17 protein-coding genes, 1 tRNA gene and 1 pseudogene are annotated in these 16,995 nt (G+C 65.2%); 9 read left to right on the forward strand and 10 right to left on the reverse strand.

The features are described from left to right. Window positions 1-164: 164 nt before the first annotated feature. The 3 genes from HALXA_RS06235 to HALXA_RS06240 all read left to right on the forward strand — a co-directional run bounded on the left by HALXA_RS06235 (window position 165) and on the right by HALXA_RS06240 (window position 2,523). Window positions 165-239 (forward strand) — tRNA-Ile (locus HALXA_RS06235). A 282-nt stretch (window positions 240-521) separates the two neighbouring features. Beyond that, entirely contained in the window at window positions 522-1,151 is a 630-nt protein-coding gene (locus HALXA_RS21640; protein ID WP_013879466.1) for a hypothetical protein, read from the forward strand. A gap of 328 nt (window positions 1,152-1,479) precedes the next feature. Then, entirely contained in the window at window positions 1,480-2,523 is a 1,044-nt protein-coding gene (locus tag HALXA_RS06240) for a hypothetical protein (RefSeq protein WP_013879467.1), read from the forward strand. 58 nt (window positions 2,524-2,581) lie between these two features. Here the strand turns inward: HALXA_RS06240 and HALXA_RS06245 are convergent, their stop codons facing one another. From HALXA_RS06245 to HALXA_RS06255, 3 genes are all read right to left on the reverse strand, one after another. Continuing rightward, complete coding sequence (locus HALXA_RS06245) at window positions 2,582-2,848, reverse strand: HalOD1 output domain-containing protein (protein ID WP_013879468.1); 267 nt, start codon at window positions 2,846-2,848, stop codon at window positions 2,582-2,584. 206 nt (window positions 2,849-3,054) lie between these two features. Beyond that, on the reverse strand, window positions 3,055-5,622 hold the full coding sequence (locus HALXA_RS06250; RefSeq protein ID WP_013879469.1) for a heavy metal translocating P-type ATPase: 2,568 nt from the start codon (window positions 5,620-5,622) through the stop codon (window positions 3,055-3,057). 114 nt (window positions 5,623-5,736) lie between these two features. Further along, window positions 5,737-6,618 carry a cytochrome c oxidase subunit 3 gene (locus HALXA_RS06255; protein WP_013879470.1) on the reverse strand — a complete coding sequence of 294 codons (882 nt, stop codon included), beginning with the start codon at window positions 6,616-6,618 and terminating at the stop codon, window positions 5,737-5,739. Window positions 6,619-6,794: 176 nt separating this feature from the next. Between HALXA_RS06255 and HALXA_RS06260 the strand changes: the two genes are divergently transcribed. Together HALXA_RS06260 and HALXA_RS06265 are read left to right on the forward strand one after the other, a co-directional pair. Further along, the gene (locus HALXA_RS06260; RefSeq protein ID WP_013879471.1) at window positions 6,795-7,244 is read left to right on the forward strand and encodes a DUF7541 family protein; all 450 of its coding nucleotides are present in this window, start codon (window positions 6,795-6,797) and stop codon (window positions 7,242-7,244) included. 278 nt (window positions 7,245-7,522) lie between these two features. Then, on the forward strand, window positions 7,523-8,065 hold the full coding sequence (locus HALXA_RS06265) for a DUF6789 family protein (RefSeq protein ID WP_013879472.1): 543 nt from the start codon (window positions 7,523-7,525) through the stop codon (window positions 8,063-8,065). 224 nt (window positions 8,066-8,289) lie between these two features. Here HALXA_RS06265 and HALXA_RS06270 read toward each other — a convergent pair whose 3' ends face one another. The 4 genes from HALXA_RS06270 to coxB all read right to left on the reverse strand — a co-directional run bounded on the left by HALXA_RS06270 (window position 8,290) and on the right by coxB (window position 12,568). After that, window positions 8,290-9,201 (reverse strand): hypothetical protein, encoded by a 912-nt coding sequence (locus HALXA_RS06270; protein ID WP_013879473.1) that lies wholly within the window; start codon window positions 9,199-9,201, stop codon window positions 8,290-8,292. A 169-nt stretch (window positions 9,202-9,370) separates the two neighbouring features. Further along, a complete protein-coding gene (locus tag HALXA_RS06275) occupies window positions 9,371-11,176 on the reverse strand; it encodes a cytochrome c oxidase subunit I (RefSeq protein ID WP_013879474.1) in 1,806 nt (601 codons plus the stop codon). A 184-nt stretch (window positions 11,177-11,360) separates the two neighbouring features. Beyond that, window positions 11,361-11,777, reverse strand: coding sequence for a DUF6789 family protein (locus HALXA_RS06280; RefSeq protein WP_013879475.1), 417 nt, complete (start codon window positions 11,775-11,777; stop codon window positions 11,361-11,363). Further along, a complete protein-coding gene (coxB, locus tag HALXA_RS06285; protein ID WP_013879476.1) occupies window positions 11,774-12,568 on the reverse strand; it encodes a cytochrome c oxidase subunit II in 795 nt (264 codons plus the stop codon). Before coxB ends, HALXA_RS06280 begins: the two co-directional genes overlap by 4 nt. Before the next feature lie 127 nt (window positions 12,569-12,695). Between coxB and HALXA_RS06290 the strand changes: the two genes are divergently transcribed. The 3 genes and pseudogenes from HALXA_RS06290 to HALXA_RS06295 form a co-directional block, all read left to right on the forward strand. Further along, the gene (locus HALXA_RS06290) at window positions 12,696-12,923 is read left to right on the forward strand and encodes a DUF6684 family protein (protein ID WP_013879477.1); all 228 of its coding nucleotides are present in this window, start codon (window positions 12,696-12,698) and stop codon (window positions 12,921-12,923) included. A 90-nt stretch (window positions 12,924-13,013) separates the two neighbouring features. Further along, window positions 13,014-13,139, forward strand: a complete 126-nt coding sequence (locus HALXA_RS22650; protein WP_013879478.1) for a hypothetical protein — start codon at window positions 13,014-13,016, stop codon at window positions 13,137-13,139. Window positions 13,140-13,288: 149 nt separating this feature from the next. Then, window positions 13,289-14,257 (forward strand): annotated as a pseudogene (locus HALXA_RS06295) (formate/nitrite transporter family protein); the annotation flags it as partial. A 33-nt stretch (window positions 14,258-14,290) separates the two neighbouring features. Here HALXA_RS06295 and HALXA_RS22445 read toward each other — a convergent pair. From HALXA_RS22445 to HALXA_RS06305, 3 genes are all read right to left on the reverse strand, one after another. Continuing rightward, the gene (locus HALXA_RS22445; protein WP_245550111.1) at window positions 14,291-14,440 is read right to left on the reverse strand and encodes an amphi-Trp domain-containing protein; all 150 of its coding nucleotides are present in this window, start codon (window positions 14,438-14,440) and stop codon (window positions 14,291-14,293) included. Next, on the reverse strand, window positions 14,437-14,616 hold the full coding sequence (locus HALXA_RS22450; protein WP_245550134.1) for a hypothetical protein: 180 nt from the start codon (window positions 14,614-14,616) through the stop codon (window positions 14,437-14,439). Before HALXA_RS22450 ends, HALXA_RS22445 begins: the two co-directional genes overlap by 4 nt. A 167-nt stretch (window positions 14,617-14,783) precedes the next feature. Continuing rightward, window positions 14,784-15,236 (reverse strand): OsmC family protein, encoded by a 453-nt coding sequence (locus HALXA_RS06305; protein ID WP_013879480.1) that lies wholly within the window; start codon window positions 15,234-15,236, stop codon window positions 14,784-14,786. A 204-nt stretch (window positions 15,237-15,440) separates the two neighbouring features. On the opposite strand from HALXA_RS06305, the gene HALXA_RS06310 reads away from it, so the two are divergent. Beyond that, the gene (locus tag HALXA_RS06310) at window positions 15,441-16,895 is read left to right on the forward strand and encodes a dihydrolipoyl dehydrogenase (RefSeq protein ID WP_013879481.1); all 1,455 of its coding nucleotides are present in this window, start codon (window positions 15,441-15,443) and stop codon (window positions 16,893-16,895) included. Window positions 16,896-16,995: the final 100 nt, after the last annotated feature.

A 16,995-nucleotide genomic window follows, 5' to 3' on the forward strand; every position in this document is an offset into this window, starting at 1 on the left:
TCGGTCGGCTGCCACATAGGCCCGTCGCCGGCGGCAGTTCGGCTGTGGATGTGACACCGGGTGTTCGTGGGGGTGGTTCGGCGGGCGGCGAGCACCCTCGAGCGAACCCAGACCGGCAGAGAGTAAGGGTTAACTGCCGGCCACGTTTTCTTCCGGGTGCGAGCGGGCCCTTAGCTCAGTCTGGTTAGAGCGCTCGGCTCATAACCGAGTGGTCAATGGTTCGAATCCGTTAGGGCCCATGGAGCGAGCCGAGCATGGCGCGAGGCTCGCGGAATGACTCCTCACGGTTCGAACGAGACGACGGCGAGCGTCGCGAGCCGTCGGCGTTGTTCGAATCCGGTAGGGCCCTCACTGGTGTTCGTTCTGTGGCTGAAATAGCCTCGGTAGTGGCAACACTATTCTGCAGCCTGTTTTCGGCAACTACGCCTGTACAATAGAGGATGCTGGCCCTTTCTGGTTGTAGTTCCGTCCTCGATGGGGCCCAAAGAATATATTGTAATTTGAGGTTATTTATTTACTAAATGACTGACCTACTTACCGATATCAACGCTATTTTAGAGGTGTTTTTTCCGCATATCGGTTCATTAGTGACGATCATCCTGTCATCTTTGGCAGGAGCAACTGCAATCATCCTCGGTCGATCCCTTTATCAAAAACGTACCTTGTTTGCAGCAATTCATATGGAGATGATTGATAACTATTTGAAGATCAAGACGATGGAAGATGACCTGAATGAGTACGAGTATGAGAACCCTATGATGGTTTTCCAGGGTCAATCACCAGATACTGCAGCCTATGAAGCAACGAAGATTAACGATCCTAATCTATATATCAGTCTATCATTTCAATGTTCAAAATTCAGTCTAATATACGATAAATTAGAATATATTTTTGAATATGAAGAGGCAGCTAACCGAAACCCACATGATTCTCGTATAATGCTCGAAGAAGAATCCCATATTATTGCTGAAAACCCCGATTTAGTAGAGGAGGAATTAAAATCTCAAATAAAACATCTGAAATCAGAGTTGGAGACTGTGATTCTCGAACTCGAAGAATATAGAATGAAGAACAGATATCGAAAAGCTATATTAGATACACATGTTGAATTTGATCCTGAAGCGGCCTCTGAATCAGAAAATAGTAGTTAATTCTGTTGTCAGATCGGGTTTGAGTGATTTACTTGAGATCCCTTTCCTTCTCCCTCAAAACCTTGGTTGCACATCGATAGAACGTGTTTCCTGAATATGCACGCGAGTCGAGCAGCGCCGAGATATCGACAACTCGAGCACCGACATTCAAACCCGAGAAGACTCGAACTGGTACTCGAGACGAGAGACCCTATTGAGACCGACAGTCGGCAATAGCTGGTGGATGCTAGACACGGAGCGCCGATTCAGCGGCAACCGGATGTCATTCCCTTCATCTCTATGGTAGGTGCGCAGTGAGGATTTGTGCGTCGCGACCGAATAGATCGGTGTGAACCAGACCGATCCCAGCGCACGAGCGGAACCGGAACCGGAGCCGGAGTCAGCAGCCGATACCGCACGAACCGCGGCGAAACGCGGCCGCGAATATGTCTCGAGGGCGACGTCGCCGCTCCGGCGCGGCGTCGAATCGGGCACGGTGACGGCGATCATCGGCGGGGCGGGCCTCCTCAGCGGCGTCCGAGCGCTCGTGGCCGGCGATCGCGAGCGCGGGCTTAACAGGCTCATTCTGGGAGCCGGGTTCGTCGGGGCCGCGATCGGCCAGCGGCGGTCCTACAGTCGCGGCGAGGAGCCCCCCGTCGAGCAAAGCGACGTGGGAGACACCCGGCCCGACGTCGGTGCAATCGACGAGGCCGGCGGCGTCGGGACGGACGACCGCGCTGCCGGCGACGCGGCCGCGGACGTCGCGGACACGTCCCCGACTGTCGAGGACGTAGGATCGGGGCTCGAGTCCGAACCTGACCTCGAGTCGACGTCGGTCGACCAGCGCGAGATCGCCGATACCGGCGTCGACAGCGAGGATCTAACGGAAGCGACCGACCGCGAAACGGGGGCTGTCGGTACCGAAGAAGGGACGAGCGACGAGTCGACGGCCGAGGAGGGCGCTGACGCCGGCGATAGCGCCGAAACCGAGGCTATCGACCGGCTGGGCGAGGCGGCCCTCGACCGGCAGAGCCGCGAGGTCCCGGCGCCACAGCGGGCGTTCAACCAGGGCTATCTGGCCCACTCGAGCGAGGCGTTCTGGGGAATCCGCGACCGGGACGACGGGGTGTTGGTCGCCGTAGACTTCGACGCGATCCAGGGCCGCGACGGCGTGGACTACGTCGCCAGCAGCGAAATCGGCGCGGACGTTCGCGAGCTCCCGATCCCCGACGCCGTCCTCGACCACTGGGACGGGGTGTTCGGCGGCGGGACCGCCGTCGCCGGCGGCGACGACATTCTGTTCGTGACGACCGACGAGCTCGCGACCGACGGCCTGCTGCGCATCCTCCCTGCGGCGTGGGCCGACGACCTGTCACCGTCGGAGAACCGCTAGGCTACTCGGTTTCACCGATCGGACCGCGGCCCATCGCGTCGCGCGACGCGACGAGAATTCAAACGGCTTCCTTCTGCGGATCGGCCTCTCGAGCCGGCTCGCTGACGGTGATCGCGTCCGGTCCGTCGACCTGAATTCGATACCCCTTGTACGTGAACTCGACCGAAACGGCGCCCTGTTCGCCGTCGGCCGACCGGAAGAGCGCATCGAGTGCGTCGGGATCGATCGCCGAGTGTAGCGGCGACCGGAGGGCTTCGGGTTCGACGCCTTCGTACGCTGCGACCGCTTCGATTACGTGCAGACTGATGGATTGCTCCCCATCCATGCACACCGCTGCCACATTCTGACGTATAAACACCGGTGGTCTTTTTCTGACGTGTGTCTGACGCCAGTCAGACGTTCACCGCTCGAGCCGCCGCTTGAAGCCAGTCAACCACCGATTCTGAGTTCGGAATCGCTCGAGCGCGCCCGCTCGGACGCGCTGGCCCCTGCCGTACATGTACGATTACCCCGCGACATCGCACCCGGTAGTTATCCGGCCGCCTCGTCTCGCGGTCCGTCGGGGGACCGACCGTCTCGAGCGTCGCCAGCCGCACGCGGGCCCCACTGACGAGACCGGTCCGCCCCGGCGCGGCGACCCCGAACCGCTCCGCGGCCCGAATTGAAGACCACGACGAGGCTGCTCGCGCCCATCATCGCGGCGGCGATGAGCGGGTTGATCGCGCCGGCCATCGCCAGCGGAATCGCCACGAGGTTGTAGCCCGCTGCCCACGCGAGGTTCTGCCGGATTCGCCGGCGCGTCGCGCGCGAGACTTCGAACACTGCCGGAATCGACTCGAGGTCGTCGTCCCGGACGACGATATCGGCCGCGTCCATCGCGATATCGGTGCCGCTCTCGAGGGCGATACCCATGTCGGCGCGGGCCAGCGCCGGCGCGTCGTTGGTCCCGTCGCCGATCACCGTCGTCGTGCCGTCCTCGCGGAGCCGGCGGACGATGGCCTCCTTCGACTCCGGACGGACGCCGGCGAAGACGTCGTCGACGTCGGGATGCTCCTGCAACCAGCCGGTCGCACGCTCGTCGTCGCCAGTGAGGACGACGATCCGCCGCGCGTCGTCCGCGCTGGCCACCTCGCTGACGACGCGCTCCCAGTTTTCCCGCGGCTGGTCTCGAACCGCGATCACACCGCGGACGGCGCCGTCCCAGCCGACGGCGATCGGTCGACAGCCTCCCTCTCGAGCGGATTCGACGGCCTCCGCAAGGCGGTCGGTGACCGTCCACGCTCGAGCACCGCCCGCGGATTCGTCCGCCGGTTCCGAGCTACCACGGAACGACGCCGGATGTCCCACACGAATCCGCTGTCCGTCGACGGTCCCCGACACGGCTCGCGCCTCGCGCTCGATATCGGCGATCTCGCGGTCCCCTTCCTGCACTCCACCCGACGGCGCCGCCTCCACGATCGCCGCCGCGATCGGGTGGTTCGACCGCGATTCGACGGCCGCCGCGTACTCGAGGACCCGCTCCGAGTCGTCGGCGACGACGGTTTCGACCGTCATCTCGCCGGTAGTCAGGGTCCCGGTCTTGTCGAAAACGACGATCTCAGAGTCCGTGATCCGCTCTAAGACGTTCGCCGAGAGGACGGCCGCGCCGTTTTCGGCCGCGCGTTCGCTCCCCGCGGCCAGCGCCAGGGGCGTCGCGATCCCCAGCGAGCACGGGCACGAGACCACCAGCACGGAGAGGCCGATCAGCAGCGCCGACCCCGCCGGTTCGCCGGCCAGCAGCCAGAATCCGGCGGCGGCCCCCGCGAGCAGGACCACCAGCGGGACGAACGCCACGGCGAAGGCGTTGACGAGCCGCTGGGCGCCGCTCTCGGCGCTCTGGACCTCCCACAGCAACTCGACGAGCCGATCCAGGGTGCTCGAGTCCCCGTCGGTTTCGACGGTCAAGGTCCCGTCGGTGAGGACGGCCCCGCCGACGACCCGATCGCCGACAAACGCCGCCCGCGGGATCGATTCGCCGGTCACGAACGATTCGTCGACCGTCCCCGATCCCTCGAGGACCGTCCCGTCGAAGGGGATTCGATCGCCGGCGCTGACCAGCACCTGATCGCCGGGCTCGCAGGCCTCCCGCGAGACTTCCTCGAGCGAGCCGTCCTCCACCACCAACCGGACGGTCGTCTCGCGGGCTGCCGCCAGTTCCGCGTGGGTGTCGATCGCCCGCCGCTTGACGCTCGTCTCGAGGCGTTCGCCGACGGTGACGACGACCAGGACCATCACCGCGACGTCGAAGTAGAGGTGTCTCGAGCCGACGGCGAAGGCGGCGATCGAGTAGGCGTAGGCCGCGAGCACGGCGACCGAGACGAGCACGTCGACGTTCGGCCGCCGGACGGCGAGGCTGACGTAGCCGCTCCTGAAGATCGGATACCCCAGCCCGAGGACGATGAGGGTGCTCCAGACGACCAGCGGGACGAACACCATCGTCCGAATCGTCGAGCCGTAGAGGAACGATTCGGGGTAGATTCCGAGGTAGGTCGGGTAGACGAACAGCAGGTACGGCGCCATGACGGGCATCGCGAGCAGGACGGCGACGATCGTCCGGTACTCGCCCAGAGCGAAGCCGCTGCCCGCCTCGTCCGCGTCGGCGTCGGGCTCGAGCGCCTGATACCCGAAGCCGCTGATCGCCGCCGGCAGCTCCTCGCGGTCGATCGCGTCGGGATCGTACCGCAGTCGGATCATCTCGGTGGCGTAGCTCGCCTGCGCCCCGCGGACGCCCTCCGTATCGGTCGCGATCCGCTCGAGAAACCGCTCGCAGGTCGTACAGTGCATCCCCTCAAGTTCGAGGAACGCGGTCTCGAGGTCGTCGTTTGCGGTGCTACTGGCGACGGCGTCGTCACCGTCGTCGACGGCGCCGCTCTCGAGCGCCTCGAGCGTCTCGGCGGGGTTTCCGTCGGTAGCAGCCGGCTCGTTTCGGTCTTCAGCTTCCGCACCTTCCACGGCGCGGTGGACCTCGAGACAGCCCCGACAGCAGAACGTCCCCTCGACCGCGTCGTCGCGGACCGGTCGATCGCCGGCGGGCAACCCGCAGAGCGTACACTCGGTCATGGCGAGGGGTAAACTCGCGTACCACGCGGGGGCTATAGAAACTCCGCCTCGCGACAGTCGGGTTCGTCGGTTCTCGAGAGCCGGCGACGCGTTACGAGCCCGACCGCTGGCCCGTTACGCCACCGACCCGACGTACAGGATCACGACCAGGATGACCCAGACGAGGTCGACGAAGTGCCAGTACATCGACGCGGTCGACACCGCGATGTGCCGATCCGAGTCGAACTGCCCGGCCATCGCGCGGACGAACACGATGGCGAGTATCACCACGCCCAGCGCGACGTGGAGCCCGTGCAGTCCCGTCAGGGCGAAGAAGGCGCTCCCGAAGACGTCGGTAACGCCGGTTCCCTCCACGACGAGCAGTTCGTAGTACTCGAACAGCTGCCCGCCGACGAAGACGAGTCCGAGCAGGACCGTCGCGCCGAGCAGGCCGAGGAACCGCCGCCGATGGCCCTCGCGGATCCCCTCGTGAGCGACGTGCAGCGTCACGCTGCTCGCGATCAGGATGGCGGTGTTGACGAGGACGAGCGACGAGAGCAAGTGGGGAAGCTCGCCCGGCGGCCACTCGCCAGTCCGGACGAAGAAGTAGTAGACGAAGCCCGCGCTGAAGGTCATGACGTCGGTGGCGAGAAAGAGGACCATGCCCCAGCGAAGATCGATTCCGCCGCCCGCCTGCGCCGCGGCGCGCTCCCAGTAGCCGCTGACGAAGCCGTGGTAGGTCCAGCCGTAGAGCCCGGCAAGGAAGACCGCGACGCCGCCGACGAGCACGGCGGGCGGGAGCCGTTCCCCGATGAGCGGCTCCTCGCCGCGCGAGAGGAGCACGAGTGCGGCGCCGAAGTAGAGGCCGGCGATCCCGACGGCGGTGACCAGCGGCCACCAGCTCGCCTCGCCGAATCCGCGCGGCCAGTCTTCGGGTGCCGGCGGACTGTGACCGTGTCCGTCGCCGTGACCGTGCTCCTCCTGCGCGCTCGAGTCGCCGTCGACGGCGGACCCCATATCTCGCGCTACGACGGCCGCTCGCAAAAACGTACACCCAGCGAGTCACTCGCTGCATCGTTCGTGCCGCCGGGCCCCCTCGAGTGTAGACTGTCCCCGAACTCCCGAGAGCGTCACATCTGTCCCGGACGAGAGCCGACCGCACTTTCATACCGGTCGGCGTGGACGGCCGAGACATGGAACGCGAGCGCGAATCCGAGCCGGTACCCGAATCGACGCGGGAGCCGGACCCGAGCCGCTCGAGCGCGTGGCCGCTGGTCGCCGCGCTCGGGATCGTGGCGGCCGAGGCCGGCGTTCTGTTCGGACTGGTGGTGATCGCCGTCGCTGGGGTCCTCGCCGTCGGTGCGAGTGTCGCGGGGATGCTCCACGAGACCGGCTACGCAGCGACGCCGTGGCGGCCGCTGCGGCTCATCGGCGCGGTCGTCGCAATCGCCAGCGCGGCGGTCTGGATCGCCGTTGCGCCCGCCGCCACGCCGGCCGCGCTCGCCGACGCCGCGGCGACCGACGGGGTCGCCGTGCGAGCGGCCGTCGTCCTCGGGGCGGCCGCGTTGCTGATCCTCGCCGGGTTTGCGGGCCCCGTCGTCTCGAGTCGCGGACGGACGGGCGGTCGAAATCTCGAGGGGTGACGAGACTGACGCTGCGCGACGCTTCGACCGGCGCGACGCCGCGCGACGCTCAGACCAGCACCACGGCGAAGCCGGTGAGAAAGACGCCGAGCGAGACGCCGGCCAGCAGCAGGGCGAACAACTCCTTTCGAGCCATACCGGCGCTCCAACGTCGCCGAACTAAAACGAATCGCCGGGCGTTGTCGTGTTGTCGGTCCGCTTCAACTCCGCCGCGAGCGACGACGGCGACGGCCTGCCCGACAGTTATTAGCCGGTCCGTTGTACGCCCGACACCGACGATGAGCGAGCGCGACGAGACGGGATCGGACGCGACCGCGGAGCAAGCGCAGGCGGTTTCGGGCGCGCCGTTCGACCAGGACGACCTCGACGCCGAACTCGACATCACTCTGCGGGTCGTGCTCTCGGCGTTCGTCGGCGGCGCCCTCGGCCTGGTCGCGATGGTGCCGATCCTCTTCGTCCCGCCGGCGTTTTTCGACCTCTTCGAGGCGGACGCGCTCGTCGACGTCGCCGAACTCGGCCGGGTGCTCGGCCTCGAGCCGAACCTCCTGCTGGGCATCCTCGTGTTCGCCGCCGGCGGGGCGGTCGCCCTGCCGCTGCTGTTCGTCGTGGCCGGGGCCTTCCTGCCGCCGCGGGAGCCGCGGTACGCGCGCGCGATCACCTTCGCGACGATCATGTGGACGGGCTTTATCATCGCCTTCTGGCCGGGCGAGTACGCCGGCGTGCTCTTTCTAGGGCTGTCGCTTGCGGCCCACTGGGTCTACGGCTACGTCCTCGGACGGGTGATGGAGCGGCTCGCGTACGTGCCCCAGCACTCGGTGTGAGCGGTTCAGTTCGACGCTGGACGGCGGCCCTTACCAGTAGATCGTTACACGATTTCTTTATTCAAAACCGTGCCTGAAAATGAATCAGGGGTTTCGGTAACTACAGATGCTTACTGATCGAAATCCGTGCTACTAATCAACTGACGTCTTCTCTTTTGGTAAGCGTGATACAGCCAACTCGTCCTCCCGTACGGCGACAAACTCAATCCCAGTCGCGGTCGTTGCTACGTCATGAATGGAGTGATTGACGCGATATGCTGGGCCACTGCTGCTACCCGGAGGATAAACGCTATCAGGAGCGCAAGAGGGACGAGACCAACGACAACCGTTAGGAGAGTGAAAACCAATACCGTTGGCATAGGAGCAACCGCCGTGGGAAAGGTCGCGAGCTGGATGAGTAACGCGACTGGGAGAGAAATAGCCAGCACACCGATATACAGGAGCGAGCGAGAGAGCTTCGCGAGTTCTTCTTTCATGAACGCGGTCGTAAAGTACTGTCGAGCGATGTCGAGGTTCTTCAAATCCGCGCTCAAAGCATCGAGCGTGGAGAGCAGCTGTTCATGCTCTCCCCTCTCGTAATCCGACTCAAGCTGATTACATTCATGAATGTGGGTTGCGTATTCGATACCGAGGAGGGGAACGATCACCGAAGAGAGCTTATCCGGTCCCGTTCCGAGTTCCTCACTAATCTGGGCGCATTCCTCCGGTAGCTCATCGATAAGGTGGGTATCCGTTCCACTGGTCGAGTCGGGGAGAAGTTCCGCGAGCGAATCGGCGTGTTCTTGAGTCTGCTGAAGGAGCTGTTGCAAGAAGTCGGCTGGATCGGTCGGTGGTGCCGGCTGGTCGAGTGCCGCCTGCCGATAATCGTCTGATTGGTCGATCTCGTCTCGGAGCGCCCCCGGTGACTTCAGTTCCTGAGAGAGAATCACTTGGTTGATCGCGACCACGAGGGTGATGAGCGTGATATTCCCTCCGATCAACGCGCTCGCGATATAGATCAACGGCGTGAGATTGCGGACGTCGAACTGGGAGAAAAGAGGGATAAGCACCACCACAGCCATGGTGACGAGTATCCCAGTGGCGACGCGGAACCGATCCCCCGAGAGGAGCAGCCATCGACTGAATCGGTCGTCCATTCGTTGATCGGTGCTTCGCCGGTCAGCCGGAAAATGTGTGGTGCCTCTCTCCGCCTTCTCTCTGTATCAGGATTTGATGGTCCGATTACGAACGATCTTTGTCCCCCCCTATACTGAGCGCGGGTTTCACGACCAGTTCTGAATAAAGAAGCCGTACTGTCAACTACTGTTACGACTCGGATTCGTCGTCCGAGTCCCTCGCTCGAGTCGCATCGGACTCCGAATCGGATTCCGGTGCTAACTCCCCGCGGCGCTCCTCGAGACGCTCTTCGAACCACTGCCACTCGCGGGTGAACTGGCCGGTCTCTTTGAGGTTCCAGACGTCGGCGTCGCGGACGACCGGGCCGACGCGGGCGGACTGGATCATGTTCACCACCCAGAGGAGCACGCTCACGCCGAGCAGGAAGGCGCCCAGCGAGGCAACCTGGTTGAGCGTGATGAACTCGACGGGATAGATCCCGTACCGGCGGGGCATCCCCATGTAGCCGAGGATCAACAGCGGGATGAACGTGACGAAGGTGCCGATGATCAGCAGGACGGTCTGCGCCCGCGCGAGCCGCTGGTTGTACATCCGGCCGGTGATCAGCGGGAACCAGTAGTAGCTCGCCGCGATCATCGCGAGGGGGATGACGCCGACGACGATGAGGTGGAAGTGGCCGACGACGTAGTGGGTGTCGTGGAGGACGAGGTCGACCGGCACTGACGCGAGGAAGACGCCGGTGATCCCGCCGACGACGAAGGTGCTCATGGCCCCGATGATGCAGATCAGCGGCGCGTCGAGCCGGAGCCGGCCGTTCCACATCGTCGCGATCCAGTTGAACTCCTTGATGGCGCTGGGGATCGCGATCGCCAGCGAGACGGCCATGAAGCTCGCGCGCAGCCGGGGGTCCATTCCGGTCGCGAACATGTGGTGAGCCCAGACGCCGAACGAAAGGATGCCGATCGCGATCGTCGAGTAAACGATAAAGCGGAACCCGAACAGCCGCCGGCCGCAGAACTTCGGCAGGATGAGGCTTACGAGCCCGAACGCCGGCAGCACGAGGATGTAGACCTCGGGGTGGCCGAAGAACCAGAACAGGTGCTGCCAGAGCATCGGCCCGCCGCCCTCGATCGCGAAGAACGTCGTCCCGAAGTTCCGATCGAGCAGGAGCATGATGAGCGTGCTGCCGAGCAGCGGGAAGGCGAGCAGGATCAGCGCGCTCGTGACGAGGATGTTCCACGAGAAGATGTCCAGCTTGTCCCAGCCCAGTTCGGGCGGCCGCTCCGTGAAGATGGTGACGATGAAATTGATCGCCGCCATCGTGGTCGCGACCCCGCTCAAGTGTAATCCCAGGAGGGCGACGCTGATTTGCGGGTTCGCCATCTCGACCGACAGCGGCGTGTACATCGTCCAGCCCATCGCGACCGGCTCGAGGGCCTCGAAGAGGGTCACGTCGACGGGGAGGACGCCGACGACCATCCCGATGATGTCCGTGATCAGGCCGCCCCGGACCATCAGGAGCGAGGGCGGGAGCAGCCAGAACGCGATCGCATTGATTCGGGGAAAGGCGAGGTCGTCGGCGCCGAGCAACAGCGGCAACACGTAGTTCGCGATGCCGGTGAACACCGGGGTTACGAAGAAAAACAGCATCGTCAACCCGTGGGTCGTGAAGACGGCGTTGTAGGTTTCGACGTTCCAGACGGCGCTTTCAGGGACCAGCAGTTCGGTCCGGATCATCATCGCGTCGGTCGCGCCCCACAGCGCGGCGGCGGTCCCGAACAGGATGTACAGCAGGCCGATGTCCTTGTGGTCGACGGTCGTGAACCAGCGCAGGATGCCGGCCGGTTTCTCCGTGCCCGTCAGGCCGACGGTCACCGAGGCGGTACCGCCGTCGGCGAACGACGTCGCCGGACGGTCCGTCCGGAGGCGATAGTAGGCTGCGAGCGCGGCCAATCCGATCGCGGCGAGCGCGACTCCCGGTATCGTATCCAGCATCGTGTATCGTGTGCACCGATCGGGAAGCGGACCCGGATCGCGCGACGGCGTCCGCTCCACAGTCACCGCCGTCTTCAACGAACGCGAGGTAAAGGTTTGTGTCGGCGCCGATCGAAATCGGCGGTTACGGCTCCGGTACTGAGGTAACCTGACCCGAATGACGCCGGCGGGCCGACACTACGGCCTACGCGCGATCGAGCAGTCGCCCGTAGACGGCCCCCAGCGTGAACCCGTAGGCCCAGTGGGCGAACAGCGTGTACGCGCTGAACAGGATGAGCAGCGGCCCGCCGATATCTCCGCGCCCCGTAATCACGAACGGCACCCACAGGAGGGAAGCGAACACGACGCCGCGGGCGGCCGGGTCCGGGCCGCGGGGAAGGTACGGCTCGAGCGCGAGGAAGAGCAGCGGCCAGGCGACGACGCCGGCGACGACGAACAGGGCGAAGCCGACGGCGGGATCGTTCGGCGTCCCGATGAACCGGGCGATGACGTAGAAGATGTCCATCGCCGAGCGGGTCTCGACCTCGAGCAGGAGGAGTAACAGCGTCATAACGGTGGTCGCCGAGACGCCGGCGGCGACCGCGCTCGGAAACCGCTTCATGGGTCGGTGCCGCCGTCGATCGCCGATCCGTTCGCCGACGACTCGTTCGATTCGGATTCGTTCAGCGCCGATTCCGGGTTCTCGAGCCACCGCTCGTACTCGTCCTCGCTGACGACCCGCACCGTCGAGAGCATCTCGGGGTGGCCGCGACCGCACAGCTCCGCACAGTAGAGGCGGTACTCGCCCTGCTCGGTCGGTTCGGTCCGCAGGAGGTTGTACTGACCGGGCAGCGCGTCCTGTTTCAAGCCGAGTTCGGGGACGTGGACGGAGTGGATCACGTCCTCGGAGGTGATATAGAGGTAGGCCGTCCGATTTTCGGGGAGGACCAGCGACTCCGAGGTCGTCACGTTCTCCTCCGGATACTCGAACGTGTAGTTCCACTGCTCCGTGACGATGTGGGCTTCGACGGCGTCCTCGGGAGCGTTGCCGGGTTCGGCGTTACTCTCCGGATCGTCGAGCACCGTCGACACCGTCGGCTGGGCCAGCACGTAAAACGAGGCCGTGCCGACGAACAGCAGGACCAGCGCCGTCGCGATCGTCCACGTGATCTCGAGCTGGCGATTCTCCTTGGTCGGCTCCGGCTCGTCGTTGTCGCGGAACCGCCAGACCGTGTACGCGAGGATCGCCTCGACGAGGACCGCGATCGGGACGGCGAGGTAGAGCAGCTGTCGGTTGAGTCGGCGGATGACCTGGTCCGTCACCGACCCGGCGACGGCGACGGTCGGCACCGCGGCGACCGCCAGCGCGGCCAGGAACGCGACGATGACGACGGTGCGGCGTGCGCCCCTCATCTACGGGGTGGCTACAATAACCCCCGTCATAAGGATTTGTCCGAAATACTGCGCTACCGGCGCCGAATGCCGCGCCTATCAGCGCTCGTGAATACGGTTTATCCCCTTCGCGGTCGAATTCGAGACCATGCTCGACTGGCTCTCTCGAGAGACGGCGGTCGACGCCTCGATCAACGCGGTGCCACTGGTGATCCTCGCGTACTTCGCCGTGCTCTTCGAAGCCGCCTCGCCGTGGTCGTTCGACCCGCTCCCCGTCGTCCTCACGCACACGCTGACGCTCTTTCCGCTGGTCCTCCTGCTGATCGCGACGTACGTCGTCGCGCGGGTGATCGAGCGGGACGCCGCCCGATCCTGAGTGAGAATCGCGCCCTCGAGCGCACGAGGCCCGCACGGCCGTCGCCACGGGAGCGTTTAACCGGCCGGAACCCGTACGGACGACCGCCGTATGCCCGGTCCCTCCATCTACACGCCCGAGGGGACGTTCGCGTTCATGCTGACCGCGCTCGGCCTCGCGCTCGTCGCCGCGATCGTCTACCTCGTCGTCTTTACCGGAGCGACGATCCCGCCGTGAACCGTCCCGGGATCGACACTCGCCCCGCGTCCTCCGTTCCGCGAGGTCGCTAGCCGCGCCGGCTCCGCGGAACGAAACACGTATCACCACCCTGTACGGACGTCGAACCGTGCTGAGACAGGTAGTCGCATCTCTCCGAACTCGAACCCATGCCGGACGGTAAGCACCGCACGGAGCCGGCGACGGACGACGCGGACGTCCCCGCCGAGTCGGTCGTCGACGAATCGCTTCGAGAGGCCGTCGAGGAGTCCCGCGAAGGCGTCCCGGCGGCCGGCGCCGTCGTTCGCGATCGCTTCTCGGCCGACGAAATCTTCCACCGGATCGTCGCCGCCGCCGACGACGAGATCACGACCGGCACTCGAGAGCTGTTCTTCAGCGCGCTCGCCGCCGGCTTCGCGATCACGCTGACGTTCATGCTCTACGCGTCGACGACCGAGGCCAGCGGCGGCGCGCCGATCGCGGGCGCGTTGCTCTACCCGCTCGGGTTCGCCTACATCATCATCGGCGATTACCAGCTGTTCACCGAGAACACGCTGCCGCCCGTCGCGCTCGTGCTGGAGCGGCTGGCGAGCGTGCCCGCCTTACTCACCGTCTGGACGGTCGTGTTGATCGGCAACTTCGCCGGCGGCGCCCTCGGCGCGTTTTTCCTCGCGTCGACGGGTGTCTTCTCCCAGGACGTGATGGAGGTGGCCGTCGGGATCTCCAACTCGGGGCTCGAGACGGCCTGGTGGCCGACGTTCTTCAAGGGGATCTTCGCCGGGCTGATCGTCGCCGGCGTCGTCTGGCTCGATTACGCGTCCCAGGAGACGATCGCCCGCCTGGTGTTGGTCTACGTCGCCTTCCTCGCGATTCCGCTCGGGAACCTCTATCACGTCGTGGTCTCCGCGACCGAGGTCATGTTCCTCGTCTTCCGCGGCGAGGTTGCGCTCGCGACCGGCGCCGTCGAGTTCGTGCTCCCGGTGTTGCTCGGGAACACGATCGGCGGCGTGATACTGGTCACCGTCGTCAACTACTTCCAGGCGGTCGAGCGCACGTACCAAGAACAGAACTACCAGCTTACGGTCCGCGAGATGCTGTTCGGCAAGTACGTCGGCAGCGACTACGCGCCGCCGGCGGACGGCGACGACTGATCGGCGCTGCCGACTGCGACGTTACGAACTCCCGATCTCTAGGTCCTCGGTCCGCTCCTCCCACTCGAGTTCGAACTCGAGTTCGCGGGTGTCGCCCTCTTCCTCGTACTCGACTTCGAAGTTCATGTACTCGGGCGGCTCGAGGTCGACCGTCTCGTCGCCGATCGTCAGCGTGACGGTGTCGCCCTCGCTGAACCCTCGAGGAACGACTCGAGGTAGGCGACGACCTCCTCGCGCCCGTGGTAGTGTTCGTACTCGAGTTCTCGCTCGTCGGACTCCGCTTCTTCGTCCGCGTCCGCTCCTTCGGGTTCCGATTCCTCGCCGTTCGCGGATTCGTCGTCGGCCATACGGAAGCGGCTTCCACGCTGCCGACCGTAAACGTTGGATATTGGCCCGTTTGTTAGTCATCACGGACGATACGTCTCATCAAGGGATCGGTACGGTGTCGGCAGCGCGTCGCCGAACCGAACGCGGAGACCGATCGCCTCGAGCCCGACCGAACGAGCGCCGCGAGCTACGACCGCTCGACGGTGAGCCCGATATCCGTCGCCTCCGCGATGTTGTTGGAGACCGGACACCGCTTCTCGACGCGCTCGCCGAACTCCTCGAGCGTCTCCTGGTCCGCGTCGGCCTCGATATCCATCCGCACCTCGATGTTCCGGACGCCGGTGTGGTCGTCCGGTTGTTCGGTCTGGAACGTCTCGACGTCGAACTCGCCCGAAATTTCGATCTCGAGGTCCTCGAGCGCGAGGTCCATATCCTTCGCGACCTGCGAGGCCGTGACGTTGAGACAGCCGGCCTGCCCGGCCAGCAGGTACTCGAGGGGGTTCGGCCCGTCGTCCTGGCCGCCCATGTCCTCGGGTTCGTCGATCACCAGTTCGAAGCTTCGCGCCGTGACCGTCGATTTGGTCGGCGTCTCGCGATCCGCCTCGACCTCGACGGGAAGGACGTTCTCGGATTCGCTCATAGGGTAGTCACCTCGTGCGGCCACGCGACGGCCGCCTACGAGGGGTGTCACCGAACACCGGGATAAAACTGCGGGACCGCGAGGTGAGACCGCCCCTGTACCGCGACGCGTGACCGACGTTCGCGGAGGAGATCGAGCAGTCGGTCGCATCGCGTGGGGCATTCCGGCCTGCTGTTCATTACGCTCGGCGTGCCATGCGGCCCCATGGAGGAGTACGACTTTCTGGTTATCGGCTCGGGATCGGGACTCGAGGTGGCGAACGTGGCGGCGAACCGCGGCCAGTCGGTTGCGGTCGTCGAGAAGGGACGACTCGGCGGCACGTGTCTCAACCGCGGCTGCATTCCCTCGAAGATGTTACTCTACCGCGCGGAGGTCCGCGAGACGATCGAGCGGTCCGAGGCGTTCGGGATCGACGCGTCGGTCGACGACGTGGCCTTCGCCGACATCGTCCGCGAGGTCAACGAGGACGTCGCCGAGAGTTCGGACTCGATCCGGCGCGGACTGGAGTCTTCGTCGCAACACGACCTCTATCGGGCAGAAGGTCGGTTCGTGGACGACCGGACGATCGAACTCTCGGGCGGCGATCGCGACGGCGAGCGTCTCGCTGCGGAGACGGTCCTCGTCGCGGCCGGCACTCGGCCCGGCGTTCCGCCCGTCGAGGGCCTCGAGGGCGCCGACTACCTGACGAGCCGCGAGGCGCTGCGCCTCGAGGCGCCGCCGGACCACCTCGTTATCGTCGGCGGCGGCTACATCGCGGCCGAACTCGGCCACTTCTTCGGGACGTTCGGCAGCGACGTCTCGATAATCGGCCGGCGACCGCACCTGCTTCCGGACGCCGACGAGGAGGTCGCCCGCGAGTTTACCGAGCGAATGGCCGAGCGGTACGACGTCTATACGGGCTACGAGGCGACGGCGGTTTCAGAGTCGGCGGGGAAGGTAACCGTCGAGGCGCGGCCCTTTCCCGACGACGAGGACGCCGACCGCATCAGCGTCGCCGGCGACGAACTGCTCGTCGCCGCCGGCCGCGTCCCCAACACCGACACGCTGAACGTGAGCGCGGCGGGGATCGAGACGGACGATCAGGGGTTCGTCGAGACCGACGAGTACCTGCGGACCACCGCCGACGGCGTCTGGGCGCTGGGCGACATCGTCGGCGAGTACCTGCTCAAACACAGCGCGAACCACGAGGCGCAGGCGGTCGCGCGCAACCTGTTCGGCGACGACCTCGAGCCGGTCGACTACACCGCGATGCCCTTCGCCGTCTTCTCCTCGCCCGAGGTCGCCGGCGTCGGCGCGACCGAGGCCGAACTCCGGGCCGCCGACCGCGAGTACGCCACGCGAACGCAGCGGTACGAGGACACTGCCCGCGGCTCGGCGATGAAGGCAGAGGGGGTCGTCAAGCCGCTCGTCTCTCTCGAGGGCGAAATTCTGGGGTGTCACATCGTCGGGCCGGACGCCTCGACCCTCATCGAGGAGGTCGTCGTCGCGATGAAAGCCGGCTCCGGGACGGTCCGGGACATCCGCGAATCGATACATATCCACCCCGCGCTCTCGGAGGTTGTCCAGCGGGCGTTTTCGGGGCAGTTCGAGCGCCGGGGACACGAGCACGCCCACGGACACGGCCACGATCACGGCCACAGCCACGATCACGACCACTGATCCAAACGAGCCAAATCGCGGTCGACGGCCACCACTTCGTCCGTCCTCCCGGCGGTCGTGCACTGCGGGCACACGGTCGCCGGCCCGTTTTGTATACCAG

This window comes from Halopiger xanaduensis SH-6 (genome assembly GCF_000217715.1).
Lineage (GTDB): Archaea > Halobacteriota > Halobacteria > Halobacteriales > Natrialbaceae > Halopiger > Halopiger xanaduensis.

Excerpts from the sequence above, each read along its gene's own strand:
- coxB (WP_013879476.1), bottom strand. The coding sequence starts at position 12,568 with ATGAGGGGCGCACGCCGCACCGTCGTCATCGTCGCGTTCCTGGCCGCG.
- HALXA_RS22650 (WP_013879478.1), top strand. The coding sequence starts at position 13,014 with ATGCCCGGTCCCTCCATCTACACGCCCGAGGGGACGTTCGCGTTCATG.
- HALXA_RS06275 (WP_013879474.1), bottom strand. The coding sequence starts at position 11,176 with ATGCTGGATACGATACCGGGAGTCGCGCTCGCCGCGATCGGATTGGCC.
- HALXA_RS06265 (WP_013879472.1), top strand. The coding sequence starts at position 7,523 with ATGAGCGAGCGCGACGAGACGGGATCGGACGCGACCGCGGAGCAAGCG.
- HALXA_RS06310 (WP_013879481.1), top strand. The coding sequence starts at position 15,441 with ATGGAGGAGTACGACTTTCTGGTTATCGGCTCGGGATCGGGACTCGAG.
- HALXA_RS06260 (WP_013879471.1), top strand. The coding sequence starts at position 6,795 with ATGGAACGCGAGCGCGAATCCGAGCCGGTACCCGAATCGACGCGGGAG.
- HALXA_RS22450 (WP_245550134.1), bottom strand. The coding sequence starts at position 14,616 with ATGGCCGACGACGAATCCGCGAACGGCGAGGAATCGGAACCCGAAGGA.
- HALXA_RS06250 (WP_013879469.1), bottom strand. The coding sequence starts at position 5,622 with ATGACCGAGTGTACGCTCTGCGGGTTGCCCGCCGGCGATCGACCGGTC.
- HALXA_RS06270 (WP_013879473.1), bottom strand. The coding sequence starts at position 9,201 with ATGGACGACCGATTCAGTCGATGGCTGCTCCTCTCGGGGGATCGGTTC.
- HALXA_RS06255 (WP_013879470.1), bottom strand. The coding sequence starts at position 6,618 with ATGGGGTCCGCCGTCGACGGCGACTCGAGCGCGCAGGAGGAGCACGGT.
- HALXA_RS21640 (WP_013879466.1), top strand. The coding sequence starts at position 522 with ATGACTGACCTACTTACCGATATCAACGCTATTTTAGAGGTGTTTTTT.
- HALXA_RS06280 (WP_013879475.1), bottom strand. The coding sequence starts at position 11,777 with ATGAAGCGGTTTCCGAGCGCGGTCGCCGCCGGCGTCTCGGCGACCACC.
- HALXA_RS06305 (WP_013879480.1), bottom strand. The coding sequence starts at position 15,236 with ATGAGCGAATCCGAGAACGTCCTTCCCGTCGAGGTCGAGGCGGATCGC.
- HALXA_RS06290 (WP_013879477.1), top strand. The coding sequence starts at position 12,696 with ATGCTCGACTGGCTCTCTCGAGAGACGGCGGTCGACGCCTCGATCAAC.
- HALXA_RS06245 (WP_013879468.1), bottom strand. The coding sequence starts at position 2,848 with ATGGATGGGGAGCAATCCATCAGTCTGCACGTAATCGAAGCGGTCGCA.